The 26,256-nt window shown below is 65.1% G+C and carries 21 protein-coding genes; 5 read left to right on the top strand and 16 right to left on the bottom strand.

Translation table 11 applies throughout. The features are described 5' to 3' along the window. Positions 1-91: 91 nt before the first annotated feature. A complete protein-coding gene (locus ACFW6D_RS16550) occupies positions 92-1,018 on the bottom strand; it encodes an NAD-dependent epimerase/dehydratase family protein (protein ID WP_379328957.1) in 927 nt (308 codons plus the stop codon). Between the two features lie 162 nt (positions 1,019-1,180). On the opposite strand from ACFW6D_RS16550, the gene ACFW6D_RS16545 reads away from it, so the two are divergent. Further along, positions 1,181-3,553: a YbhN family protein gene (locus ACFW6D_RS16545; protein ID WP_379328955.1), complete on the top strand. Its 2,373-nt coding sequence runs from the start codon at positions 1,181-1,183 to the stop codon at positions 3,551-3,553. A gap of 431 nt (positions 3,554-3,984) precedes the next feature. Here ACFW6D_RS16545 and ACFW6D_RS16540 read toward each other — a convergent pair whose 3' ends face one another. Next, a complete protein-coding gene (locus ACFW6D_RS16540) occupies positions 3,985-4,821 on the bottom strand; it encodes a hypothetical protein (RefSeq protein WP_379328953.1) in 837 nt (278 codons plus the stop codon). Between the two features lie 300 nt (positions 4,822-5,121). Here ACFW6D_RS16540 and ACFW6D_RS16535 point away from each other — a divergent pair, with 300 nt between their 5' ends. Beyond that, positions 5,122-5,895: a GntR family transcriptional regulator gene (locus ACFW6D_RS16535; RefSeq protein ID WP_379238493.1), complete on the top strand. Its 774-nt coding sequence runs from the start codon at positions 5,122-5,124 to the stop codon at positions 5,893-5,895. A gap of 20 nt (positions 5,896-5,915) precedes the next feature. Here ACFW6D_RS16535 and ACFW6D_RS16530 read toward each other — a convergent pair whose 3' ends face one another. The 3 genes from ACFW6D_RS16530 to ACFW6D_RS16520 all read right to left on the bottom strand — a co-directional run bounded on the left by ACFW6D_RS16530 (position 5,916) and on the right by ACFW6D_RS16520 (position 10,009). After that, positions 5,916-7,355: a threonine/serine exporter ThrE family protein gene (locus ACFW6D_RS16530; protein WP_379328951.1), complete on the bottom strand. Its 1,440-nt coding sequence runs from the start codon at positions 7,353-7,355 to the stop codon at positions 5,916-5,918. Positions 7,356-7,487: 132 nt separating this feature from the next. Then, positions 7,488-8,606, bottom strand: coding sequence for an NAD(P)H-dependent flavin oxidoreductase (locus ACFW6D_RS16525; RefSeq protein WP_379328949.1), 1,119 nt, complete (start codon positions 8,604-8,606; stop codon positions 7,488-7,490). A 44-nt stretch (positions 8,607-8,650) separates the two neighbouring features. Beyond that, entirely contained in the window at positions 8,651-10,009 is a 1,359-nt protein-coding gene (locus ACFW6D_RS16520) for a wax ester/triacylglycerol synthase family O-acyltransferase (RefSeq protein ID WP_379238488.1), read from the bottom strand. A gap of 266 nt (positions 10,010-10,275) precedes the next feature. Between ACFW6D_RS16520 and ACFW6D_RS16515 the strand changes: the two genes are divergently transcribed. Next, positions 10,276-11,289, top strand: coding sequence for a ParB/Srx family N-terminal domain-containing protein (locus ACFW6D_RS16515; protein ID WP_379328947.1), 1,014 nt, complete (start codon positions 10,276-10,278; stop codon positions 11,287-11,289). Positions 11,290-11,387: 98 nt separating this feature from the next. On the opposite strand, the gene ACFW6D_RS16510 is transcribed toward ACFW6D_RS16515, so the two are convergent. Together ACFW6D_RS16510 and ACFW6D_RS16505 are read right to left on the bottom strand one after the other, a co-directional pair. Beyond that, a complete protein-coding gene (locus tag ACFW6D_RS16510; RefSeq protein WP_379328945.1) occupies positions 11,388-12,296 on the bottom strand; it encodes a hypothetical protein in 909 nt (302 codons plus the stop codon). Between the two features lie 67 nt (positions 12,297-12,363). Then, a complete protein-coding gene (locus ACFW6D_RS16505) occupies positions 12,364-12,813 on the bottom strand; it encodes a MarR family winged helix-turn-helix transcriptional regulator (RefSeq protein WP_379238482.1) in 450 nt (149 codons plus the stop codon). 106 nt (positions 12,814-12,919) lie between these two features. Here ACFW6D_RS16505 and ACFW6D_RS16500 point away from each other — a divergent pair, with 106 nt between their 5' ends. Continuing rightward, positions 12,920-14,092 carry an MFS transporter gene (locus ACFW6D_RS16500; protein ID WP_379328943.1) on the top strand — a complete coding sequence of 391 codons (1,173 nt, stop codon included), beginning with the start codon at positions 12,920-12,922 and terminating at the stop codon, positions 14,090-14,092. 146 nt (positions 14,093-14,238) lie between these two features. On the opposite strand, the gene ACFW6D_RS16495 is transcribed toward ACFW6D_RS16500, so the two are convergent. From ACFW6D_RS16495 to rpsF, 8 genes are all read right to left on the bottom strand, one after another. After that, positions 14,239-15,936 carry a cutinase family protein gene (locus tag ACFW6D_RS16495; RefSeq protein ID WP_379328941.1) on the bottom strand — a complete coding sequence of 566 codons (1,698 nt, stop codon included), beginning with the start codon at positions 15,934-15,936 and terminating at the stop codon, positions 14,239-14,241. Between the two features lie 167 nt (positions 15,937-16,103). Continuing rightward, positions 16,104-17,270, bottom strand: coding sequence for a cation:proton antiporter (locus ACFW6D_RS16490; RefSeq protein ID WP_379328939.1), 1,167 nt, complete (start codon positions 17,268-17,270; stop codon positions 16,104-16,106). Beyond that, positions 17,267-17,644 (bottom strand): hypothetical protein, encoded by a 378-nt coding sequence (locus ACFW6D_RS16485; RefSeq protein ID WP_379329026.1) that lies wholly within the window; start codon positions 17,642-17,644, stop codon positions 17,267-17,269. The genes ACFW6D_RS16490 and ACFW6D_RS16485 overlap by 4 nt, the downstream gene beginning before the upstream one ends. A gap of 137 nt (positions 17,645-17,781) precedes the next feature. After that, a complete protein-coding gene (gene dnaB / locus ACFW6D_RS16480) occupies positions 17,782-19,164 on the bottom strand; it encodes a replicative DNA helicase (protein WP_266294617.1) in 1,383 nt (460 codons plus the stop codon). Positions 19,165-19,746: 582 nt separating this feature from the next. After that, positions 19,747-20,199 (bottom strand): 50S ribosomal protein L9, encoded by a 453-nt coding sequence (gene rplI / locus ACFW6D_RS16475; RefSeq protein ID WP_379328937.1) that lies wholly within the window; start codon positions 20,197-20,199, stop codon positions 19,747-19,749. A 17-nt stretch (positions 20,200-20,216) separates the two neighbouring features. Further along, complete coding sequence (gene rpsR / locus ACFW6D_RS16470) at positions 20,217-20,468, bottom strand: 30S ribosomal protein S18 (RefSeq protein WP_056823934.1); 252 nt, start codon at positions 20,466-20,468, stop codon at positions 20,217-20,219. Between the two features lie 32 nt (positions 20,469-20,500). Continuing rightward, positions 20,501-21,073 (bottom strand): single-stranded DNA-binding protein, encoded by a 573-nt coding sequence (locus ACFW6D_RS16465; RefSeq protein WP_379238472.1) that lies wholly within the window; start codon positions 21,071-21,073, stop codon positions 20,501-20,503. A gap of 95 nt (positions 21,074-21,168) precedes the next feature. Beyond that, complete coding sequence (gene rpsF / locus ACFW6D_RS16460; protein WP_056823926.1) at positions 21,169-21,456, bottom strand: 30S ribosomal protein S6; 288 nt, start codon at positions 21,454-21,456, stop codon at positions 21,169-21,171. Positions 21,457-21,614: 158 nt separating this feature from the next. Between rpsF and ACFW6D_RS16455 the strand changes: the two genes are divergently transcribed. Then, the gene (locus ACFW6D_RS16455) at positions 21,615-22,991 is read left to right on the top strand and encodes a glycosyltransferase family 87 protein (protein WP_379328935.1); all 1,377 of its coding nucleotides are present in this window, start codon (positions 21,615-21,617) and stop codon (positions 22,989-22,991) included. 138 nt (positions 22,992-23,129) lie between these two features. Here ACFW6D_RS16455 and ACFW6D_RS16450 read toward each other — a convergent pair whose 3' ends face one another. Beyond that, positions 23,130-26,156, bottom strand: a complete 3,027-nt coding sequence (locus tag ACFW6D_RS16450; RefSeq protein ID WP_379328933.1) for a hypothetical protein — start codon at positions 26,154-26,156, stop codon at positions 23,130-23,132. Positions 26,157-26,256 lie beyond the last annotated feature (100 nt).

The raw sequence follows: 26,256 nt of genomic DNA, 5'->3' as shown, positions 1-26,256 counted from the left end.
GTGTCGGCTTTCGAGCTCGGCCAGAGTGTCGGCTGGCGAGCTCGGCTGTGGTGTCAGCCTGCGAGCTCGGGCTGAGCGTCAGCCCGCAGCGTCAGCAGGCGAGCCCCGCTGCGACAGTGGAATAGCTTGGGCGCCAACTCAATTCATCATGGGCCAGTTCGCTCGAGATGCGCATCGAAGTATCCGACATGAGCGCACCGATATAGGGCACAGCCAGTCGAATCATCCACGCGGGCAGCCGAATCGGACGCGGCGTGTCCTGACTACGCGACACCGCGGCGAAGAACTCTCCCCAGCTGATCGGGTTGTCGTCGGCGACGTTGTACGCGCGACCTGCTGTCCCGCGTTCCAGCGCGGCGACCGTCGCGGCGGCCGCGTCGTCGACATGGACCCAGGTGTTCACACCCCCGGAACCGAGCGGCCCGACCGGACTGCGCTTGCGCATCATGTCCGCGAACAAGTCACTGAACGCGCCGGGCCCGTAGAACAGCCCGTACCGCAACGCGATCCCTTCCACACCGGGGGCGTCGAACACCTGCTGCTCACCGGAAACGCACGCGCGAACCACCTCGTCGGCCACCCCGCCGTCGTACACCCCGAACCGATCGCGCTCGGTGACGAGCCGCTCGCCGTGGTCGTGATACCCGTACCCGAGGATCAGCGACTGCGTGAGGAACCGTCTCGCACCCACCACCTCGGCCGCATCGAGCAGATCGGCGGTGCCGACCGTGCGCAGCAGGCTGGTCGGATCGTCGGCCGGAATCCGGCGCTGCACCTTCGCATTGCGCAACGCGGTGGCCTGATGGATCACCGCATCGGCGCGCAGGCCGTCGACCGCGCGCAGTAGTCCGTCGTGGTCGAGTATGTCGGCGGTGATCGGAGTGGCGCCGAGTTCACGCACCAACGGGTGCGCACTCGGACTGCGGACGAGCGCCGAGACCGTGTGCCCGTTCGCGATCAACGCGCGGATCAGTGGACGGCCGATGGCGCCGGTGGCGCCTGCGAGCAGAACCTGCATGATCGAACCTTTCGACTGGATGGGTGTTTCCCTACTCCTTGGACGGGGTATAGCCGAGTTGTGTGACGGCCTGTGATCGGCTTCACCGCACGCGGGAACGACCGCGCCGATTGGGTGATGTCACGGCGGGTCAGCGGCGTGTCGGTGTGTATCGTGCGGCTCATGCGAGTCGACGGTCGGGATATCCCGGTCACGGGGAAACTCCTGCAACCGCTGATCCGGCGTACCAGTGACATCGTCCGGGTAGTGCTGGCGGGGTTGGGTGTCGCCGTGGTGATCGCGGGCTCGCTGATCACCCGGCCGGAGTGGCTGGCGCTGGAACGCTCGGTCGCCAAAATCATCGACTTCCTCAGCCCGGATCAGTCGACCATGGTCTATCTGATCTACGGAATGCTCATCCTGGCACTGCCGTTCGCCATCTTCATCGAACTCGTGCTGCGCAGGCAGTGGAAACTGCTGCTCGGGTACGGGGCGGCGGGCCTGCTCGCGGTGCTCGCCCTGTCGATCACCGGCGCGGGCATCTCCACGCCGAAATGGCACCTGCCGGTCCCGGACCGCTTCGACACCTTCCTGTCGCAATTCCTCGACGATCCACGCTGGATCGCGATGCTCGCGGCCATGCTCACCGTGTCGAGTCCGTGGCTGCCGACGCGGACCCGGCGCTGGATGTGGTTCCTGCTGCTGATGTTCGCGCCGATTCACCTGGCGGTGAGCTCGGTGGTGCCCGCACGGGCGATGCTCGGCCTTGTGGTCGGGTGGCTGGTCGGCGCGGTGATCGTCTGGCTGGTCGGCACGCCCGCGCTCGAGGTGCCGCTCGACGCCGCGGTCCGGGTGCTCGCGGGGCGCGGATACACGGTGAAAGCTTTCCGGGTCGACAGGCCTGCCGGGCGTGGACCGCTGCTGCTGGCCACCGAGGTCGACGGGCCCGAAGACGAGATCATCGTCGAGATGTACGGCAAGAACCAGCGCAGTTTCGGCGCGATCCGGCAGGTGTGGCGCTGGATCACCTTCCGCTCCAGCGAGACCGCACCGCTGCACGGATCGATGCACCGGGCGGTGGAACATCGGGCGCTGCTCGGCATCGCGATCGGTGATCTCGGGATGGCCGACAGTCATCAGGTGGCGGTGGCCGGGCTCAGTCGCGGCTGGATGCTGTACGCGCACACCATGCCTCGCGGTACACCGATCGCCACGCTGTCGGCGCAGGTGCTGCCAGGGGTGTGGCGGTCGCTGCTGCGCCTGCACGAGAACCAGATGAGCCTCGGCGATCTGCAACCCGACTTCGTGCGAGTCAGCCAGGGCGACACCCTGTTCGGCGGTTTCGCCGCGGCCGAGTTCGGTGCCGCGCAAGCGCAACGCCAAACCGATATCGCCCAGCTGCTGGTGACCACGACCTCGCTCTACGGTAAACACGAGGCGGTCTCGGCGGCGATCGAGGTGCTCGGCAAACACGAGGTCGCCTACGCGGCCCGGCGGCTGACGAAATCGGCGATGTCGATCGGCATGCGAAAGTCGTTGCCGCAGTGGACCAAGGTGATGGCCACCGCCCGCGAGGAAGTGCGCAGGCAGACCGGTCACGACCGCATCCAGTCCGAGCAGATCACCCGCTTCTCCCGCAATCAGATCATCCAGCTCGTGCTGCTGGTGGCGCTGGTCTATGTGGCGTACCCGTTCATCAGCCAGGTGCCGACGTTCTTCAGCCAGCTGCGCACGATCAACTGGTGGTGGGCGCTGGCCGGCCTCGCGGTGTCCGGACTCACCTACCTCGGTGCCGCCGCCGCGCTCGGCGCCTGCGCGGACGGGCTGATCAAGATGCGGTACCTGGTGGTGGAGCAGCTGGCCAACACCTTCGTGGCGACGACCACCCCCGCCGGGGTCGGCGGACTGGCACTGAGCGTGCGGTTCCTGCAGAAGGCGGGTATGTCGACGCTGCGGGCGACGGCCGCCGTCGCGCTGCAGCAGTCGATGCAGGTGATCACGCACCTGGTGCTGCTGGTGGTGTTCAGTGTCGTCGCGGGCACCTCGACCAACCTGGCCCACATCGTGCCCGACGCGACTGTGCTGTATCTGATCGCCGGTGTCGGCGTGGGGTTGATCGGCGCGTTCATGTTCGTGCCGACTCTGCGCCGGTGGGTGAATCATTCGGTGCGCCCGCAACTCAAAGAGGTCTTGGGTGAACTGGCTGACCTCGCCAAGGATCCCAAACGTTTCCTGATCATCGTCGGCGGTTGTGGTGCGATCACTCTCGGGCAGGCGCTGGCGCTGTGGACGGCGGTCGAAGCTTTCGGTGGTGGAACGGATTTCGTGGCCGTCACCATCGTCACCATGATCGGTGGCACGTTGGCTTCGGCTGCGCCGACACCCGGTGGCGTCGGTGCGGTCGAGGCGGCGCTGATCGGTGGTCTGGCGGCCTTCGGGGTTCCGGCTGAGATCGCGGTTCCTGCGGTTCTGCTCTACCGGGTGTTGACCTGTTGGATTCCGGTCGGGTTGGGGTGGCCGGTGATGCGTTGGCTGGATAAGAAGGACATGATCTGAAGGGGCTGGCAATTGTTCGTTGGGAGGATCGAACAGGTTGTGGCGGGGGTGATCCGGACTTGATGGTGTGGCAGAGTTTCGGGGTTTGGGTGGTGCCGGGGTGGGTTGTGGGGCAGAGCTTCGGGTTTGAGTTGTCCCAGGGCGGGATGTGGGGCAGAGCTTCGGGGTTTGAGTTGTCCCAGAGGCTTGACGCTGTGTTTTTGGAGCGCTGGCGCGCTCGAGCGCGGCCCCTGGGGGGCCGCTACGCCGCTGCGCGGCGGCCCTCCCTAGGGGTCGGGTGTGGGGGCTGGGAGTGCGGTCATGGCGGGTTTGGGGTGTGCGTTGTGGCTGGGAGTGCGGTCATGGCGGGTTTGGGGTGTGCGTTGTGGCTGGGAGTGCGGTTATGGCGGGTTGGGGGTGTGGGGTGTGGCTGGGGGTGCGGTTATGGCGGATCAGTTGGCGCGTAATGCGATTACCAGGCCGTCCTTTGAGCACACGGACGGGGTGGTGGGGTCGGGTTGGGCGTTGCACTGCCAGCCTTCGACGACGACCGCATCCGACGGGGCGATGGTGGTGACGTAGGTGGTGGCTACGTTGATGGCCTCGGTGCAGCCGGGGCGGCCTGCGGCGTTGCCGACCGCGATCACGGTGCGGGTGGCGCCGCCGGCGTCGGTGACGGGGCCGCAGTTGACGTCTTCGACGGTGGGGGCGGGGGCGGGGGGCACGCTGCTGGTGGTCGTCACGGGGGGCTGGGTGGGGTCGACCGTGCGGCGCGGGGAGGGGGCTGGCGGCGGTGGGGAGGCCGGTGCTGCGTTACCGCGCAGGCCGATGGTCAGGCCGCCGTTGAAGCAGATGTGCGGGATCGTGGTGTCGGGCTGTGGCTCGCAGGTCCACCCGTCGACGGCCGCGGCGTCACCGGTGCGCGGGACGTCGAGGTAGTCGGAGACGACATTGATCGCCTCGGTACATCCGGCGCGACCCGCGTCGGATGCGAACGCGATGACGTTGGCGGTCGCGCCGTTTCCGCCGGTGACCGGCCCGCAGTCGACATCGGCCAGCGGTGCGGGCGCCGGAGCGGGCGGGTGCGTGGGGCTCGGCGGCGGCAGCGGAACGGCGGAACTGCCGGTGAGCTTCGCCGGTGTGGTCGTCGTGGCGGCGGTGGTCGTGGCGGCCGCCGTGGTGCTCGAGGCGTGCGCGGAGTGGTCCTCCTTGTCCTTGCTGCAGCCGGACAGACCCACGATCACGGCGAGTACGGCGACCGCGCCGACGGCGAGGCGAGTTCTTCTCACTGTTTCCTCCCAAGATGTTTAGCTGAACGGTTGCCTGCGTATTCAATCACGGTGTCGCACAGTGCTGTCTGATCCAGCTGCGCGCGTTGCCCGGTCACGTATCCGCCGGTCGGGCTTCGCGTGCGGGGATACCGCCCGGATTGCCGACAGCTTGCCGAACGGGCTGTTCGGTCGGATCCAGGCAATGAACGGCTGTGCGAGGCGAACCGCACCGGCGCAGCGCTGGTTGGTGCGGGTGTCGGCCGGACCACCTAAACTGTCTGGGACGTAGCCGGATCATGACCGAGAGGTGTTGTTTCGATGGGATCCCGGACGGTGGTTGCCGACGTCGCCGACGAATTGGCACGTCGCGTTGCCACCGGCGAGTACCGGCCCGGCGAGCTCATGCCGTCGGTGCGCCAGGTCGCCGACGAGTTCGGGATGAACCGTGCCACCGCCCAGCTCATCCTCGGCCGGCTCGAGTCCTACGGTTTCGTCGAGGCAAGGCGCGGTAAGGGATTCACCATCCGCGACGTGCGGGTCGAGGGCGGCATGGACGTCTACCGGCACCTGTTCCGGTTCTCGATCACCGCGCCCGCCGTCGCCGCCGAGATGTTCACCGACATCGTCGAAGTGGAGCGCGGCATCGTCGGCGAGGCACTGCTCGCCTACACGGCGGGGGAGAAGGTGCTCGACTCGGCCGAGTTGGCCGCCGCCGTCGACGAACTCGAGGCGATGGTCCGCGCCGCCGTACCCGACCACGCTCGCATCATCACCGCCGAGATCGCGCTGATCCGCAAGCTGCTCGGTGTGCTCGAGATGAGTATGCAACGCGCGGTACTGAATTCGATCGCCGATATGGTCGTCGAGGTGCCGGAGGCGCTCTCCGCCTACTTCGCCGTCGCGCCCGATCTGCATGTGCTCGTCTGGCGGGCGCTGCTGGCGGTGTGGGACGCCGAATCCGCGCCGAGCGAGGCGCAACTCGCGCTGTTCGGTGATCTCTTCGCGCTCTACCACGAGAAGGTGATCGCCCGCTTCCACCAACTCGTCGGCGAGACACCGATCCACACCGTGCCCCTGAGCTCTGCCGTCTGAAATCCGGCTGTCTGAACCGACTAGCTGTCTGAGCCGGGCTTCTCGGTGACGCGCGCCGTGTGATGCCACGGCAGGTGACGCGGCACCACTGTGTCGATGATCGTGCTCACCCGCGGAGTGTGCGCGGTCGCCAGACCCGACCCGACCATCACGCCCAGCGCGATCGACATCACCGACAGCAGCGCCGACACCAGCACCTCCAACCCGCCGCTCGCCACCCCCGACAGTGAGTGGTTGACCAGGTCGGAGATCCCGGTGAGGCTGATGCCGCCGGGCACCAACATCCAGAACGCCGGCAGGAAGGCCACCTGGGTCGGTGGCGCGTGTTTGCGGCCCTGGATCAGATACGCCGCGTTCACCGCGACGATGCCACCGAAGAACGCGCCCGTCAGCGGGCCGGACACGTGCTTGCCGAGGAACTGCGCCGCGTAGGTGATGTAGAGAACCATCAGCAGCCAGCCCACTGTGTTCGCAGGCGCGCTCGATCGCCACGAATGCCCGTAGCCGATCAGCAGCACCCCGAGTATCGGTGCCCACCAACCCAATTGGGCATGGCTCACCGGCGGATCCGACAGCGGCCCGAGCAGACTGATCCCCACATACGAACCGAGCGCCAGCAGGAACAGCATGTTGATGCCGTAGACGACCCGGCTGGCACCGGCCACCATCGAGCCGGTCGCCAACTCGATGGTGCCGTTGGTGAGCATCGCCCCTGGCAGCAGCGTCGCCACCGCGGGAATCAGCAACTGCTGCGGCTGCCCACCGGCGAGCGCGCCGGGAAAGCCGTACGCGAGCAACGCCACCACCGCCGACGCAACCACCGGCAGGGCCATCGACAGCAGCCGCCACTTGTCGGCGAGCTGGGTCAGCGCACCGACGACCAGGCCGAGCACCACATAGCCGACCAGTGCCCGCGCGCCCGGATTGAGCATCATGCCGATGCCGACGGTGAGCACGACCTGTCCGACCAGGATCAGCCACGGCGGACTGCCGGGCTTCTGGGTCAGGATCTTGTCGAGATCCCTCGACGCCCGGCTCGGCGGCGGCGCGTCCTCCTCGATCTGGTCGATGAGCCGGTAGAGGCCCGCGATCTGGTCGAGCGGCAGGGTGCCCACGCGGGCATCGAGCATGTCGAGCGCGGAACTCTCGTCGGTGCGCACCCGGACGAACACGGCGGTCGGCAACACCATGAAGTGGATGTTGTCGGTGCCGTAGCGCTTGGACAGCTTGTCGAGGATGGTCTGCACGCGCGCGGAGGTCTCACCCGCCCCGACCAGCGCCACGCCGAGCCGACACAGCAGATTCAGCAGATCGGCGGGCACCGGCGGTTCGGCGACCGGTTTGTGCTCGGTGGGCTTCGGCGGTGCCTTCTCGTACTCCGAGCGGATCTTGGCCATGGCGTGCGTGACCCGGTGCCGGGTCACCGTCCAGGTCCTGCGCGCGTATTCCTCCGAAGCCATGTCACCGCCGTCCGCAACCGTTGGGCAATGGTGCGGGACAGGTGTGCGTCGCTGCGCACCACCCCGCATCGCTGGTGAGATATGCCGAGTGTAGGACAGAAGTGGCGGCGACCGGTGGCGCTCAGCTATCTATCAGCCGTTCAGTTGGGTGAGCCTGTCGTAGGCGGTGACGTACTCCTGCACGAGGCGGTTGATCACGTCGGCGCTGCGTTCGACCTTGTTCATCATGCCCACCACCTGGCCGACCGGATTGAAGTTCACATCCTTGGCGGCCTCCGGGTAGCGGTGGCCGCGCTTCACGCCGTCGAGGGCCACCATCATCTGCAGCGGCATGGGCAGCGGGTCGGGAGTTTCGGCGGACTCCCAGGCGTCGGTCCAGTCGTTGCGCAGCATGCGGCACGGCTTGCCGGTCCACGACCGCGAGCGGATGGTGTCGTGGCTGGATGCCTCGAGGTAGGTCTCCATCTGCGCGGGCGGCACATTGGCCTCCTCGACGGTGAGCCACAGCGACCCGGTCCACGCGCCCGCCGCGCCCATCGCCAGCGCCGCCGCCACCTGCGCGCCGTTGCCGATCCCACCGGCCGCCAGCACCGGCGTATCGCCGATCGCGTCGATCACCTGCGGCCACAGCACCAGCGAGGACACCTCGCCGCAGTGCCCGCCGCCCTCGGTGCCCTGGCACACCACGAAGTCCAGGCCGGCAGCCTTGTGGTTCATCGCGTGCTTGACCGAGCCGCACAGCGCGCCGATCACCCGGCCGGAATCCTGGATGCGTTTGATCACGTCGTCGGGCGGGGTGCCGAGCGCGTTGGCGACGAGCTTGGCCTTGGGGTGGTTCAGGATCACGTCGACCTGCGGGCCCGCGGTGGTCGCGGTCCAGCCGAGCAGCTCGTTGTGGTGTTCACCGTCGGGCAGCGCGGGCACGTGGTGGTCGGTGAGGATCTGCTGGGCGAAGTCGCGATGGCCCTGCGGAACCATCTGCGCCAGTTGCTTTTCCAGCTGTTCGGGGGTGAGCCCGTCGACACCCTTGCCCTCGTATTTCGACGGGATCACCAGGTCGACGCCGTAGATCCCGGTGACGTGTTCGTCGAGCCAGGCCAGCTCGACCTCGAGTTGTTCGGCGGTGAAGCCGACCGCGCCGAGCACCCCCAAGCCGCCCGCGTTGCTCACCGCCGCCACGACGTCGCGGCAGTGGGTGAAGGCGAAGATGGGGAACTCGATGCCGAGCTGTTCGCAGAATTCGGTACGCATACCGAACTGTAACACGTTCTAGTTTGCCCTCGGAGGGAAAATTTCTAGAGCGCGGCGTCCTCCAGGGCAGCCAGCGAATCCTCGAGATGATCGAGCAATCGATGCAGGTCGGGCAGGGTGCGGCGGCAGCCGACCAGGCCGAAATCGAGGTTCTCGCCACTGGAGGTGAGGGTGATGTTCACGGCCTGGCCGTCAAGCGGAATCGACAGCGGATACGTGGCATCCAGCCGAGAGCCGTTCCAGTACAGCGACTCGTTCGAACCGGGCACATTCGAGATGACGATGTTGAACGGCGGCGTCGCCACCGACGCGAACCCCGGCAGCAGCATCGCCGCCAGCGGACTCAACATCACCCCCGCCATGGCCAGCGTCTGCGCGGGCGAGAGCGAGCGGTACACCTCCTTGTTGCGGCGCGCCGAATCACTCACCACCCGAAGACGTTCCAGCGGATCGGCGATATCGGTGCCCAGGTTGCACAGCAGCGCAGCCACTTTCACGCCCTGTGTATCGACATCGTCTTCCTCGCGCAACGACATCGGTACCAGCGCGATCATCGGCTTGTCCGGTAAGGCATTGCGCTCCAACAGGTACGCGCGCAACGCGCCCGCCGACATCGTCAGCACCACATCGTTGACCGTGGCGCCGGTCGCCTTCTTCACCTGCTTGATCCGATCCATCGACCAGCTGCGCACCGCGCATTTGCGGGCACCACCGATCGGCACATTGAACAGCGTGCGCGGCGCCTCGAACGGCAAGGTCAGCTGCTGCTGCAGCAGGCCGGTACGGGCCGCCTTCATCACCGCGGTCGTCGACGAACCCGCCGAAGATACCGTGTCCAGCAGGCTGGTGAGCCGGGACTTCTTCGGGCGCCCGGCATCCGGACGCTGCATGCGCGGCAGGTTCCACGGCCGCATGAACTCGGTCGCGAACGGGTCGGTGGTCAGCGTGCGGCGCATGATGCGCTGGGCGGAGACACCATCGACGAGCGAGTGGTGCATCTTCGAATACAGGGCGAACCGGCCGTCGGCAAGGCCCTCGACGAAATGCATCTCCCACATCGGGCGGTGCCGATCGAGCAGGCCGCTGTGCAGGCCGGAGGTGTGGTCGAGCAGCTGGCCGATGCGCCCCGGTCCGGGCAGGGCGCTGCGCTGCACGTGATAGTCGAGGTCGACCACGTCGTCGGTGGTCCACGCCAGCTGCGGCGCGCCCAGCCAGGTGGCGGGACGCTTACTGAATGTCGGCCGAACGTTCTTGTCGGCCAACAGGGCGTCGCGGAACTCGCGCAGATACTCGGGTCCGGCGTCCTCTGGCGGTTCGAACAACTGCAGCGAGCCCACGTGCATCGGGTGCTCACGGGATTCGGCGAGTAAGAACAGCGCATCCAACGGCGCTATGAGATCCATGACAGATCGCCCCCTGACGAGAGTGGATCGTGAATGGTTTTTCGACGGATCGACCACGCTGTCGGGTACGGCACCCCTGCGTGCCGTATTACCAAGTTACCCGCCATTAGGGGGCCACGTCACACGATCGCTCGAACCATGACCTACGTCATGGTGTTCGCCGGATGTTCAATTCGCGGAACAGTACTGGACGCTCGCGGTGATTAGACACAGCGGGCCGCTCCCAATCGGAAGGGGCAACGTTTCGCTGTAGGAGTTCACGTCGTATGCACACCACTCTGCGCCGGTCGGTGACCATGGTCGCCATCGCGGCGGGTCTGTTCGGATCGTCCACCACGCTGTCCCAGGCCGCGCCCGGCGATTTCCCGTGCGCGCCCGGCAACAGCAACCCGGTGAACTACTGCGACGCGAAGGTCGACCAGCTGGTCGAGGTCTCGCTCGCCGATCTGCACCCGACCCAGCCGTCGCTCGGCCACGACGAGGTGTTCTACAAGCTCGGCCGCTACACCCAGGGCAAGGACGCGATCAACAAACAGTTCGACGACTGGTGTGAGGACAACGGCCAGAAGGAAGCCGCCTCAGCGAATCCCGGTGCGCGACTGTCGGATCCGGGCTCGTTCACCTGCAAGGTCGCCGTCGGCGCGGAAACCCCCGCCACCATCGCGAAGATGAAGACCGCCGTCGTCGGCCCGCGCGGCGATCTCTACCTCACCGACGGCCACCACTCCTTCACGGCCTACTCCGAGACCCCCGGCGCAGGCCCCAACACCCGCATCCGCGTGCGCATCACCGGCAACCTGTCCGACCAGAATCCGGCCGCGTTCTGGCAGACCATGCAGCAGCGCGGCTGGACCTGGCTGCGCAACGCCGCCGACCAGCCCATCACCCCGCAGCAGCTGCCCGCCAAGCTCGGCCTGGCGCAGTTCGGCAACGACCCCTACCGCGCCGCACTGTATTTCGCCCGCGACATCAGCTACACCCAGGACGGCGGCCCGGCGTTCCAGGAGTTCTACTGGGGCCGTTGGCTGCGCGCCCAGACCGACCCTGCACTGCGCCCCGAAGGCGCCAACATCGCCGATCACGCCGCCTACCTGCAGCTGATCCGCAATATCGCCACCGCGATGGTCGCGCTCGACCCGAATGCCGTGGTGAGCGATGGGAAGACCGCGGCGCAGCTGGGCAAGCTGGGCGCGTTCAACGAGAAGGAATTCACCAAGCTGTCCAAGCCGATCAGCGATGAGAAGCCGGGCAAGCTGGCCTACATGCTCGCCTACAAGTAGGACTCGACGAAAAGCGGGCCGCGACAACATGTGTCGCGGCCCGCTTGCGTTGTCGAACGCGGCCACCTCAGACGCACTGGAAGCCGGGTCGACGAGCGTTAGATCCTGACGGTCTGGGCTTCGCGCGGATCGACGCGCGGATCATCTTGCTGCGGTGACCCATTCGCGTGCTGCGCAGCAGTGGGCGGCTGCGACTGCTGGGGTTCGACCGACAACTGCTGCTGCTCGGCAGGCTCCGAGGGCTCGGCATGGTGCTGCGCCTCGGCAGGCGGCTGGGGCTCGGCGTACTGCTGAGGTTCGGGCTGCTGCTGAGTTGGCTGTTCCGAGGCGACCTCCTCGAATGCGACTTCCGCCGAACGCGTTTCGACGACCACCGACTGCGGCACCGGATCTACCCCTTTCGAGGCGATCTCGATCCCGAGTTCGATCCGCGTGGTCTCCACCAACGCCCGCTCCTGCTCGGCCGCATGGCGCATCGCCTTCTGCCACAGCGACGCCATCTCCTCCAGCTCGTCGACAGTGGCTTCGACGTCGATGTGCAGTTTCAGCCGCTGCATCGTGATGTGCTGCGCGGCAGTGAGAGTGCGCAGCAGGTCCTCACATTTGTTGGGAATCCGGCGATGAGCCACCACCCGCAGGCGAGTCAGCATGCCGCCGGGGCGATCCCAGATCACCTTGTGAACCTGCGCGCTGAACCGGTCGATCTCGTCGTTGGTAACCATGTCCCACTCGCCGCAGGTGGTCAGATCGGCGCGCACCGAGGCCGAGGTCTCCAGGATCGAAGCGACCGCTGCGAGCACGGCTTCACGCCGCCACGCCTCGTGATCGCGCTGGTCACCCACCATATTCGACAGCTCGACATTGCGCTGCGAGGCGTCGAGCGCCTGCCTGCCGCGCTCGTCGGCGGCCGCGATTGCATCACGGTGGGTTCGGTTGTTGGCCATCACGCCGACCAGAACTGCGCCGGCGACGGGGAGCGAGCCGAGGAGGGGGAGCCACTGAGTCACCAAGCGATCATTGCACCGGTGCCCGCAACAGTCACCATGATCGGCGCGTTGGTGTCGATGTCGCGTGTCAGCTAGGCGCCGGAACTCCGTGCAGGAAACCGACGAGCGGCGCCAGTTCCGGGATCTGCTCGGCGTCGGCGAGCGCCTTCTCGAGCGCGCGATCGTGAGTCGGTTTGGCCTTCTCGTAGGCGGCGCGGCCGGAGTCGGTGAGTTCGGTGTAGATGCCGCGGCGGTCGTCGGCGCACAGCACGCGCACCAGGAAGCCGCGGTCTTCGAGCCGATTGACCAGCCGGGTGGTCGCGCTCGCCGAGAGTGCGGCGGCGCGGGCCAGCTGGGAGATCCGCATGTGCCAGCCGTCCTGGCGGGTGAGTGCGTCGAGCACGGTGAACTCGACGATCGACAGTTCGTGTTCGCGCACCAATTCGCGTTCGAGCGCGGTCTCTATGTGTCCGTGCAGTGCCGCGAGGGTGCGCCAGCCGGTCGCGCGGACCTCGATGGCGTCATCAGCAATACCCATGTGACGAGTATAGCTGGCGGTTGCAATATAGCGCGTGTGCAACTATCGTCGGATATCGTTAGTTGCACACGCGGGTAATCGGCCCCTGATGGAAAGAAGCGTTCACATGCCACTCGGTCTCATCGCTCTCGCACTCGGGGGCTTCGGCATCGGGCTCACCGAATTCGTCATCGCGGGGCTGCTCTCCCCGGTGGCGGCCGACCTCGGCGTCTCGGTGCCCACCGCCGGATACCTCATCTCCGGGTACGCCCTCGCCGTCGTCGTCGGCGCGCTCGCCCTCACCCCGCTCGTCAACCGCTGGCAGCCAAAGCGCGCCTTGCAGCTGCTCATGATGCTGTTCACCGTTGGCAACGCGGCCTCGGCACTGGCCCCCGGCTACGCCGCGCTGCTCGGCGGGCGGATCCTCGCGGCGCTCGCACATGGTGCGTTCTTCGGCATCGGAGCCGTCCTCGCGTCCTCGCTCGTCGCACCGGAGAAGAAGGCCGGAGCCATTTCGATCATGTTCGGCGGGCTCACCATCGCGAATGTGCTCGGCGTTCCGCTCGGCACGTTCATCGGCCAGCAGTGGGGTTGGCGGGCCACATTCGTGGTGATCACCGTCGTCGGGCTGGTCGCGCTGGCCGGGATCACCGCCCTCGTTCCCGACGCACCCGCCTCGCGCGAACGCCCGAACCTGCGGGCCGAGCTCTCGGTCTTCCGCAACACCCAGGTCTGGTACTCGCTGGTCATGACCGTGCTGGTGTTCGGCGGGATGTTCGGGGCGTTCATGTACATCGAACCGCTGCTCACCCGCGTCACCGGATTCTCCGACGCCACGGTGCCCTGGCTGCTCGTGCTGTTCGGCATCGGCCTCTTCTTCGGCAACCTGCTCGGCGGCCGCTGGGCCGACCGCGCCCTCACCCGCACCCTGCTGGCCCTCACCCTGGCCCTCGCGCTCTCGCTGGCGGCCTTCGCGCTACTCGCCGACTACAAGCTCGCGGCGCTGCTGCTCCTGCCCGCCATGGGCTTCTTCGGCTTCGGCGCCACCCCCGGCCTGCAGATGCGGGTGCTCGACAATGCCGGGGCCGCACCGACTCTCGCGTCGTCGGCCAATATCGCGGCCTTCAACGTGGGCAACTTCCTCGGCGTGTGGCTGTCCGGCCTGGCGATCAGCGCCGGGTTCGGGTGGGTGTCGCCGCTGTGGGTCGGCGTGGGATTCGCGGTGACCGGGCTGCTGGTGTTGATCGCGGCGACTCGCGGTGAGCGCGTCGATCGGCCCGCCGTTCCTGTCGCGGTGTAGTTCCACGGCTGCTCGACTGGCGTAATCGTACAAAACGCGTCGTTTCAGTCAGATATCTGATCAAAAGTGGCCGAAGTGGGTGATTACGCCAGTCGGACACAGCGAATCCCCGGCGAGAAAGCTCGCCGGGGATTCGTGGTTGGTGACTAGTTGGCCGACGGAGTGGTCGTCGGGGCAACGGTGGTGCTGGTCGGTTCGCCCGTGGTGGTCGGCGCGACGGTCGTGGTGGGGGCCACGGTGGTCGTCGGGGCGACCGTGGTGGTCGGGGCGGGTGCCACCGCCTGGTTGGTCGCCGGCTCCGGAGTGGTGGTCGGCGGGGTGGTGGTCGAAGGCGCCGTGGTCGACGGAGTCGTGGTGGGGGCCTTCGAGGTCGTGGTCGGCTTGGGGGTAGTGGTCGTGGCCTTCGCCTTCGACGTGGTGGACGGCGCGGTGGTCGTCGTCGCGGGCTTGGTCGGCGCGGACAGCGCGGCCGTCACCGTGGCGTCGTCCGGCGCGGCCTTCTTGTCGACCGTCTCGCCCGCCTGCGCCTGCTTGGCCATGCTGGTCAGCCAGGCCGCCGCGTACTCCGCCGAGGTCAGCGGCTTGCCGTTCGCGGCATCGGAGTCACGCCAGTAGTCGAAGTGGTGACCGGTCCCGTTCGGGCCAAGCGTGAGCTGGTACGGGTCGTTCATGATCACCGGGATGGTGTTCTGGTTCGTCACGATCAGCCCGATGATCTCGTTGAAGATCTTCTGCGGCAGGTACGCGAGCGAGGAGACCTGCTCGCCTGCGATTGTGTCGACCTTGGCGGGCGCCTTGGTCTGGCCCGGCTTGTAGTCCGGGTCGGAGACCTTCAGCATCACGTCGAGGAAGGTTTCGTCGCTGGCCATCCAGTTCGGGTTCGACCCGATATCGGCGAACGCGGCCATCGCCATCCGGCCCAGCGTGAAGGCCATGTCCTGGCCCATCGCCGGGGAGATGCCCGCGATGCCGTTACGCTGCAGGTCGGCGCGTTCCAGTTCGTCGATATTGATCTGGCGACCCACATTGGCGGCCAGTTGCAGCAGCGAGATGTTCTCCGGTGCCGCGCAGGTGAGGTCGCCCTCGGAGCAGAACGAGGCGATCTTGCCGTTGAGCGCACCGAAATCTGCGCCCGTCGTGATGCCCTGACCCGAGACCGGCTTACCGCCGTTGGAGTAGTTCTGGTCGAAGTTGTCGGGGCGGTTGGGGTCCTGGGCACCGAGGAAGGTGCCGTCACCGGCCTTGCGACCTGGGTCGGCGAACATCACCACGCCGAGCACGTCGTCGGGGTTCACGGTCGTGTACCCGTCGGCGGGGTCGTCGTTGCCGATGCCCTCGGCCACGCGACGAACCACGTCGGCGCCTTCGCTGTAGCCGACGATGGAGAACTTGGTGTCGGGGCAGGCTGCGGAGATCTCGCGCATCACCTGCTGGGTGTTGGCGACACCGGTGTTCACCGCGTCCTCGTAGGTCCCCATATCGGCCGGATAGGCGATGTACACCGCCGCGTACTCGCCCTCGGCGAGGTCGTCGCGTGGTGCGTTCACCACCGGATCCACCCACACGCTGCTGTGATCGCCCGACAGCGCCGCGGGCAGCGGGTTGCCGTTGGCGTCGAGCAGCATCGCCGTGGTGCCCTCGACCGGGGTGTCGTTGCGACCGGCCACCGAGATGGTCACCATCTCGCGGCACTCGGTCACCGACGTGGTGAGGGTGTACGAGGGCGACTCCGGCTGCGAAGTCACCGCGAACGACGCGGCGACAACCGCCGCAACCCCCAACGCCGCCGGAGCGGCAACCGCCGAAGCGATGCGATGTTTCGCAAGAAACTCACGCAGATTCATATGTGATCCCGTTCGAATGACCTACAGGTGGGCAGGCCCCCCGACGGGCCGCATGTCACGAACAATGTCGTGCCCACCAGCAAGATCGTTACTGCCGCGAACTTCGAACCTGTGCCCCCATTTTCTGGGTCATGCGCTGCGGCTATCGTTCCCGGCGCATCACCCGGTCAGGGTGAGTCCGGCTTTCGCGGTGGCTCGGCCGCAACCGCAGGCGCCTTCTTCGCGATTCGCCCGGCCGCGATCGCCGCCACCGCGATCGTGCACAGCGTCGCCAACATGATCGCCGAACCCTCACCCGGCACGAGAACCCCCAACTGACTTCCGACGGTCACCGCCGCTACCGGCACCCCGATCTGTGCCGCGGCGAGCGCGCCGTAGGCCACTGGTTGACCGAGCAGTCGTGCCGCGCAGTGCACGCCGACAGCACCGAATCCGAGGACAAGGCCGAGCAAGACGAACCTGGGATGCTCCCCGAGCTCCCGCAGATCCAACCGGGCCCCGAGCCACACGAAGAACAGCGGAGCGAGCAAGCCGTCACTGATCGCGAACACCTGCTTGGCCACCCGTCGTGGCGCACCCACCCCCGCCACCGCCAGCCCCGCCGCGAACCCGCCGAGCATGATCGACACGTGCATCGCGCTCGCCACCCCGCACAGCGCGAACACCAACACCAGACTCACCCGCAGCTCGAGCGTGAACTTCCGCTCCTCGGACACCTCGTGCACCTGCCGCCGCGTACCCGTCTTCTCCAAATAGCGCAGCACGAGGAACATCACCACCGCACACAGCGCGACGGCCACCGCGCCGATCGCGGCTCTGACGGCATTCGCCGGATCGATCACCAGGGGCAGCGCGACAATGCACGCGGTATCGGCAATCGCCACCTGCGCGGTCAGCGCCAGCACCGGCGGCCCGCTCAACCGCATCGAATCGATGATCGGCAAGGCCATCGCCGCCGACGACGACGCCATCAACACCGCGTAGATACCCGCATGCCCGAGATCGAACGCCTGCGCCACCGCCCACCCCGCGACCGCCGCGACCACCCCGACCAGCACCGCACGCAGCGCACCGGCCCCGAGCGCGCTGCGAACCTGCGGATCACGCACCGGCACATGGGTACCCGCCGCGAACATCACCAGCGCGAAACCCATATCGGCGAGAAAGACGAAAATCGGGTCGGACGGATCGAGAATGCGAAAACCGGTGGTGCCGAAGATAATTCCCGCGATCAGCTCACCCAGCAACACCGGCAGATACCACTGCCTCGGCAAAGCCAGCAGCGGCCCGAGCAACCCGAGCGCGACCACCAGCGCCAGGGTCGCGAACGTCATGGCAGCGCGGCGATCTTGGCCGGGATCTCGATGTTCTCGTCAGCCCAGTACAGCGCGCACACCCGGTGATACCCGTCGGCGATCAGCATCGGCACGTCCCTGCGACAGTCCCCGCGCACCAGCAGGATCGGCGACAGCTTCTTGCCCTCGTTCACCTTGAGCAGGTCCCTGCGCACATGCGGATTGTCCGGGGTGAGCGCGTCGAGCCGAGACGCCCGCAGAATGTCCTTGGCCTTCTTGACAACCACCGGCGCCGCCCTGAGCTCGGCCACGATCGCATCGACCATCGCCTCGTCACCCAGCAGCGCGAGATAATCGGCGGCCGCCGGATAGTCATGATCTTCCGGCGCTGACTTCCACTTCACCTGCAGGATCGGGTCGGTCACCGGATCATCATCCGACCGGTTCACCAACAGTTCGCTCCCCGTTGTCGATCAGTTGCGCGATCGGTACCGCCCCGTGGTCGGTTGAAATTCCGCGATGGTGCGCGGTGGTCTATGACAACCTCGCGTCAGCCGCGGGCCATATCCACGAAGCGGCTGAGGTGCAGCTGGTGGGCGACGGTGATCGTGGCCGTAGGGCCGTTACGGTGCTTGCCGACGATGAGGTCGGCCTCGCCGCCGCGGGGGTCATCGCGTTCGATGGCGTCGGGCCGGTGAAGCAGGATGACCATGTCCGCATCCTGCTCGAGCGATCCAGATTCACGCAAATCGGACACCATCGGTCGCTTGTCGGTTCGCTGTTCCGGACCACGGTTCAGCTGCGAGATCGCGATCACGGGAACTTCGAGTTCCTTGGCGAGCAGCTTGAGGTGACGCGAGAATTCCGAGACTTCCTGCTGACGCGATTCGACCTTCTTGCCCGAGCTCATCAGCTGCAGGTAGTCCACCACGACAAGTTTCAGATCATGGCGCTGCTTGAGCCGCCGAGCCTTCGCCCGAATCTCCATCATCGTCAAGTTGGGCGAATCATCGACGAACAACGGCGCCTCGCTGATCTCGCTCATGCGGCGAGCCAGCTTGGTCCAGTCGTCATCGCTCATCCGCCCGGACCGCATATCACCGAGCTTGATCTTCGCCTCGGCCGAAAGCAGACGCATCACGATCTCGGTGCGGCTCATTTCCAGCGAGAAAATAACGCTCGCCATACCGTGCTTGATCGAGCAACTCCGCATGAAATCCATTCCAAGCGTCGATTTGCCGACGCCAGGCCTGGCGGCAACAATAATCATCTGACCTGGGTGAAGACCGTTGGTGAGCTCGTCGAGTTCGGTGAAGCCGGTGGGGACGCCGAGGGAGATGCCGCCTCGGGAGGCGATGGAGTCGATCTCGTCCATGGTGGGCTGGAGCAGTTCTTCCAGCGGGGTGAAATCCTCGGTGGTGCGGCGTTCGGTGACTTCGTAGATTTCGGCCTGGGCGCGGTCGACCACCTCGGCGACGTCTTGGCCGTCGGCGCCCGCGTAGCCGAACTGGACGATGCGGGTGCCTGCTTCGACCAGGCGGCGCAGGATGGCCTTTTCCGCGACGATCTCGGCGTAGAAGCCGGCGTTGGCCGCGGTGGGGACGGTTTGGGTGAGGGTGACCAGGTAGGGCGGGCCGCCGATGCGTTTGAGTTCGCCACGGCGGTCGAGGCCCGCGGAGACGGTGACGGGGTCGGCGGGTTCGCCGCGGCTGTAGAGGTCGAGGATCGTGTCGTAGACGGCCTGGTGCGCGGGGCGGTAGAAGTCGCCGGGGCGCAGCACCTCGATCACGTCGGCGATGGCGTCCTTGCTCAGCAGCATGCCGCCGAGAACGGACTGCTCAGCGGCCATGTCGTGCGGTGGCTGACGACCGAAGTCCTCGCCGGGGGGTTCAGGGGTGAACTCCGTTTGCGCGCGGTCACCGGTGGTTGTCACCAGACGTCCTCTCTGCCCGCAGAACCGGGGGTTTCACATCGATGTACTCGTTGTACTCCCGGACACCGACACCTTTGTCAGCAATCGGTTGCCTGCGTGATACCGGGGGCCGCGCGCAGGGCGATGCGACGAACCTAGGCGACGTTTTCGGGACTCGCCAACCCGACATGTGCACACAACTGTGGATAACTTGGGGGTAGTTCACCTGTTGTTGTGCACGACCTGTGGAAAACATGGGGAAAACCCAGGTCAGTGCAGAGAAAGACCCTGCTAGACCACGCTTTACCAAACCTCAGGCCTGTGGATGAAAGAAGTCCCGGCGTGTCGGCCGAGGTGAACGGCCGGGCGTGTTCGGTAAACGGTCGGTGGGCAGGCTATGACCGGAGTCACAAATCTCCCGGTCGGTTTCCTCGGTTATCCACAGGCAGCATAACCGGAGGTCACAGAGTTACCGACCGTGAGCCGCGCAACACGACCTTCGCCGGACACCACACAAGCAACCGGCCAGTTATCGCAAATTCAGCCTGAAAAAGGCAAGCAGAAACCACCCCTACGCGCGCGCAGGGGTGGTTTCCGGCGAACTCAGTTCGCAGCAACCTCGAGGTTGAACTTGGCCACCACATCGGGGTGCAGGTGCACCGAGATGCCGTGCTTACCGGTCGCCTTGATGTGCGACTTCGGCAGCTCGATGGAGCGCTTGTCGACCACGGGGCCACCGGCCGCCTTGATGGCCGAGGCCACGTCGGAGGTGGTGACCGAACCGAACAGCTTGCCGCTGTCGGCGGTCTTCACGGCCAGCGAGACCGCGGCGAGGCCCTCGATGGCCTGCTTCAGCTCGTTGGCGTGATCCAGGTCGCGCACCTTGCGGGCGTCCTGGGCGCGACGGATTCCGTCGACCTGCTTCTGGGCGCCACGGGTGGCCGCAATGGCCAGACCGCGGGGCAGCAGGAAATTACGGCCGTAGCCGTCCTTGACCTCGACAAGGTCGCCGGGGGCGCCGAGGTTGTCGACATCAGCGGTGAGGATGAGCTTCATCTGTGTGACTCCCTTTCTCAGCGAGCGGTCGACACGTAAGGAAGCAGAGCCACCTCACGCGAGTTCTTGACGGCGACAGCGATGTCACGCTGGTGCTGCACGCAGTTGCCGGTGACGCGGCGAGCGCGGATCTTGCCGCGATCGCTGACGTACTTACGCAGCAGCGTGGTGTCCTTGTAATCGATATTGACGATTCCGGACTTTGCTTCCTTGCAGAAAGCGCAGGCCTTCTTCTTCAGTACCTTTTCGCGCGCGGGCGCTTTAGGCATGGTTTCTCTCCGTAGCTATGAGTGCCGTTCGATCAGAACGGCGGTTCGTCATCCATGCGGCCGCCGCCCCCGAAGGAGCCGGCCGCGGGCGCGCTACCCCACGGGTCGTCGTCGCCACCACCACTGGCATTGCTGCCTGCAGCGGCAGGACGTCCGCCACCGTTGTAGCCGCCTGCGTTGGACCCACCACCGGCATTGCCGGAACCACCACTGAAGCCGCCACCGCCGCCACCGCCACCACGACCGGCCTTGGAGACCTTCGCGGTTGCGTAACGCAGCGAGGGACCGACCTCGTCGACCTCGAGCTCGACCACAGTGCGCTTCTCACCCTCGCGGGTTTCGTAGGAGCGCTGCTTGAGCCGACCGCTCACGATGACGCGAGCGCCTCGGGTCAGACTCTCGGCGACGTTCTCCGCTGCCTCACGCCAGATGTTGCAGCGCAGGAACAGTGCTTCGCCGTCTTTCCATTCGTTCGAATTGCGATCGAACACACGGGGAGTCGACGCGACGGTGAAATTAGCCACCGCCGCACCTGCGGGCGTGAAACGAAGCTCCGGGTCTGCCGTCAAGTTTCCGATGACGGTAATGACCGTGTCGCCTGCCATGGGGTTCCTCCTGCTCGGGGGTGCAGTCCGCAATCTCGGGATTTGCGCACGAGCCTAAAGCCAAGCTCTGACACAAATGGTGAGAAGGGTGCGGACTACTTGTCGTTGCGCAGAACCTTGGTGCGCAGCACCGTCTCGTTCAGGCCCAGCTGGCGGTCGAGTTCGCTCACGGTGGCCGGGGTCGCGGTCAGGTTGACGATCGCGTAGATACCTTCGGCCTGCTTGGCGATTTCGTAGGCGAGCCGGCGGCGGCCCCAGATGTCGACCTTGTCGACGTTGCCGCCCTCGGTCTTGACGACCGTGAGCAGAGTATCCAGGGACTGCCCGACGATGCGCTCGTCCAGGCTCGGGTCGAGGATGACCATTACTTCATATTGACGCACGGACCAATCACCTCCTGTGGACTAGGAAACGGCCATGGACTCTCCATGGCAGGAGGGTTCGTTGCGTCAGCAACCCGCCAAGGCTACATGAGCGGGTAGTGACCAGCGAAATCGATGCCTGCCGTGCGATCGGGGCCGGTCCCCTTAATGTGTTGGACATGACCACCGTCGACCCGCGGCAGCGCGCAGCACGACGCAGCGCGACGCGGGCCGCGGCCTTGAGCGTGCTGGTGACGCTGCTGTGTGGGCTCACCCTCGCCTTCGCCTATGCCAACAAGGCACGCTGTGCCGGTGGCGAGATCGACGAGTCCGGTCGCAGCCTGGTTTTCGAGGAGCGCAAGGACTCCGAAGTCTGCTACTCCGATATCCAATTCCTTTGGCTCGGACGCGATATCGACAACCACGTCTTTCCGTATGTCGACGGCGCCATCACCGAGGACGGCGCGCTGACCGGCGGTGCGGTGGAATACCCGGTGCTCAGCGGGGTGCTGATGTGGGTGGGTGCGATCGGGGTCGACAACGACGCCGATTTCCTGTGGCAGTCGGCGCTGCTGCTCGCGCCGTTCGCGCTGCTCACCGCCTGGATGCTGGCCAGAATCGCTGGCCCGCCCGCGCTGCTGTGGGCGCTCGGTCCGCCGCTGGTTTTCTACGCCTTCCACAATTGGGAACTGCCGGTGGTGTGCACGGCGGTGGCGGCGGTCTACGTGATGACCATGCTGACCGGCCTGTCTGTGCGCACCCGAGGAATCATCGCCGCGGTGCTGCTCGCACTGGGTTTCTGCCTCAAGCTGTATCCCGGAATCTTCGTGCTCCCGCTCGCGATCTACGTGCTCACCGAGGGCGCCCCGCGCGGTCCACGCCGGATCAGCGAGCTCGACGTGGCGGGCGCCGCGCAGACTCTGCTCGCCGCGATGGGCACGGTCGCGGCGGTGAACCTGCCGTTCATGCTGGCCGGACCGGAGGGCTGGCGCGCCTCGATCACGTTCCAGCAGTTGCGCCAGGCCGATATCACCACGAATTCGATCTGGTACTGGGGTCACCAGCTGATCTTCGGTCGCGACGCCGAAACGACGCAGACCTGGCACGACATGGTCGCAATCGCCTCGCCCGCCCTGATCTTCGGCGGTTTCGCGCTGGCGATGTGGTTGGGCTGGCGGCGCTGGACGCCCAATTCGGCGTACCCGTGGGTGGGGGTGAGTGCGGCGATGCTGGCCGCGTTCATGCTGTTCCACAAGGTGCATTCACCCCAGTACACCCTGTGGATAATTCCGTTCCTGGTGCTGCTCGAGGTCCCGTGGTCGCTGGTCGCGGCCTATCTGGTGGCCGATGCTGCGGTGGGCGTGGGGGTGTTCCGGTACTTCGCCGCGCTGGGTGAGGGCGAGGGTGTGGAGCTGATGGAAGGGGTCGTCCAATTCGGCGTGTGGTTGCGCGCCGCTCTGTTGATCACCCTGTTCTTCCTCTTCCTGCGGGCAAAAGCGCGTGGCGCGAGTACCAGGCCAGTCTCAGTGTCTGGACGTGAACTGCAAACCGCATAAATGAGAAAGGGCACGGATCTCGGGAAGGACTCGCCGCGCCTGGATATTCGGCGTCGGATCGGGTTCCCTAGAGCATATTTCTTGGTGTCCTCCAGGTCGGTGCGGATTTCCAGCTATACGGCCAGACGGTGCTTTGGCTCAGCTTGAGAAGATCCTCCAGAACTGTGCGACACGAGAATTTTGTTGATCTTTCCGGCGCAAAGTGTCGATCGAGACATTGAATTTAACCCGCAATATCTTCTGCCCCGATGCCGATAGTGGCTTAAGCGCAGCGCAACCCGTGCCGAGAAGTGCGTTGATGAACTCAGACCACAGGTCAGGGCCATATTCGCCCATCCATTTTACGTGGCCCTCGGTCGGTCGGTGCCCCTTCTCAGTTACGTAGAGCGTATCCGCTCTGAGTCGGAGATTGCTGAGGTAGAAGTCCATCGCCTCAATTCGATACGAATCGGCAGAGCCCTCCTTCTTGTACTCGATTGGTGCGCCCAGTTCGTGTAGTTTGGCGGCGATTTCACTCGGTTTGTCAGTGTGGGAATCCTGATCGAGGATCTGCAGTACGGTGTTCTTTTCGAAGACCGATATCCCTTGTAGTGGGCGGTTACTTCGTCGAGTCTGAAGAGTGCTGATGGTGCAGTTGCTGAATCGCAGGTCCCAGGAATGTCCAGCTGGTGGAAGGGTCAGTGTCCGAAAAATGCACCCGGTGAACTCAAGTCGCGAGACTTCTACCGTAGTAAGATCTATGTCTTCGAAAGTGGCGCCGGAAATCATGGTATCGCCGAGAGCATCCGACCGGTGCAGCAGCGATTCCCAGAGTAGTCCGATGTTCGAGCGTATCGCCGCCGACCGTTCCGATTGCTCGGCGGCCGCACGCACTGGTGTGCTCGTGAGCGCTCGGCGAGATTCATTTGGTGCTAGGCGCGCGATTCTTGCTGCGGTCGCAGACCGCCATTGCATTCGTCCGAGCGCCCCTACCGCGTCCTCGGCAGTGTTGATGGCGCTCATCGTGACGTCCGCGAGGAAGATGTCGAAGAATATCTCGTGCTGGAAGGCGAACCTTCGGTCAGTATCGTTTCCACCAGCTACGGTGATACCGCACAGAACGGTGAGTCGATTCGCGAGTCCTCGTCTGGTGTCCAGTTCGTCGCTAATTGCTATCTGGGTAGCGTATTGCAGTTCCTGTAGTGGAATCTCACGCTCCCCGTATTCGGCCATCAACAGGGCCAGATTCTCGAAGACCGATCTCAGCTCATCGGTATCGAGTAATGGCTTCTGATCGCCGGAGCCCTCATTTAGTTTGCTCGCTTCGCGGGTGAGGTATTGATTTACGATCACATCCGGCAAGGGGCTGATTCCCAGGCTGCCGCGCTTTACCGCCTCCACGTAGACGCGCGCGAAGAATGGCAGGCCGAGTAATTTTCGATCGTCAGTTGACAGAGCATCGAGGTCGCTAGTAGGGAGGTTATGGAATTCTATAAATTTACTGATCTGTCCAGGTGTCCATCGTTTGAACTCCGCGACGCGATGTTCGACTGAGAGATTCTGGTTTTGATCGAGACTGGAGCGATATTGGTTCAAGTAGTAGGACGATCGGGCCGACACCACGATCACTCCTCGTCCGCCGAGCGCTTCGATCCAGGGTCGGAGAGATCCTAGTGCATTGTCGTAACCAACACCACCTAGAAGCTCATCGAAGCCGTCTACAAAGAGCGCGATCAGGCCATTTCGGCATAGCGTTTGAACGCTCTTCTCGTTCAGATTTCTTGTATATGCAACCGCATCGTTGACTACTGTGGACAAGCTGCTGAGTACTTGCCCGGTCGATCGTACATAGAGGAACAGCGGCAGTCGGTCAGTGTACGAGCTAGCGGTGTCTTCGACTTCGACTAGCTTGGAGCGCTCAAGCGCAGTGGTTATCAGCGTGCGAGTCTTGCCAATACCAGCTTCACCCGATATAAAGAATATGCGGGTCTGCGACCCGCGGACCTTTAGTCGGTCATCAATTTGTTGACGCAACTCTTCGAAGGGTATCGGTGCAGATCCGCTTTCACGGGTCCCCTGTAAATTCGTGACGTCCACGAACGGCTGGATCATTGAGTCCGAACCTGGCGACCAGTCTAGATTCTCCTGCTCGTCCTCAATCAGCTTGCGCTCGATCTTCTCCAGACGCTGCCGCGTAGAACGAGCAACGGCGGGCCAGTTGGCGATTTGGCGGAGGAAGAGGGGGTAGCTTACCCAGTTTCCATGATCATCCCGCCACTCTCGCCGGTCCCCGTCTCCTAACCGAAATAGGTCCGAACGCTCCTCAGGGTCGTCGCTGGTTGCTCGGACCCACAGCATGTTGACGACACCGGAGACTTCGTGGTGGTACGGCTCGGAGTCTGGGTCTCGAAATCCCTCTAAGTCATCGCGCAGTTCGCCGACGAAATTCGGCAAGCTCTTGTCATCGGCCCGAGGCACGAATGATTCGTTTAGCGCGGCAATGAGGTTGTCGCTGCGCCCTGCCACCCGAACATCATGATTATCGCGACGGATGTAGTAGGGCGTATTGCCTGTGCAACTGGAGAATACGCACCAGTTGTCACTCGAATCGGCACATATAAAAGGCCACAGCTCGAGCCTGTTTCCTTGTGGCCACAAGAGTTCTAGGTGCTTGAGTCCCTCGTCAGTTATGCCAGTCACATACTCGGCGTCGGTAAGAAATGAGGTGATCGCTACATGGAGGGCATCTGCGGCCGTCTGCACGCGCGCCTTCCAGGCCTGCTTGCGGTTAATGTCCTCCGGTATGGACCCGCCGTGCGCAATGTGGTCGCGAAGTTTCTTTAGGGTGCCGAATTCTTGCTCTTGCCCGTTTCCTGCCTGTACCGCCTCAAGCGCTGCCCGGATGATCTCCAGGACGCAGATATTCAACGGTTGGTGAGATGTACTGACCGCACGGAGCTGCTGCTGCGCCCAGGCGAGGGAGCTAATATAGCCGCCGAAGCCTGGCGAGCGGCTTAGCCGGACGTGGTTGGGATCGGCGGCACGAAGGGCTGCAGCAGCACACATGGTGACGAACCGCAGCATGAAGTCGGTTGCAGCCAGCTGCTCATGGATTGTGAGCTCGTCGGTACCGATCCGTGGTCGGTAGGACGACTCAAATTGGGCGTAGCGCTGCAGAGCAGTCACGTTTTGGCTAGCTCCCAAACAAGAAGTGGCATTCAGGTGATCCTGGCAGAAACCAGCCGCAGACGGAACCCTCCCTAGTACGCGGGCGGAGTCCGGTGTG

This window comes from Nocardia sp. NPDC058705 (genome assembly GCF_042749305.1).
Classification (GTDB): Bacteria; Actinomycetota; Actinomycetes; order Mycobacteriales; family Mycobacteriaceae; genus Nocardia.
Note: the sequence above shows the minus strand (reverse complement) of the source record. Positions and strands in the feature narration are given on the sequence as shown.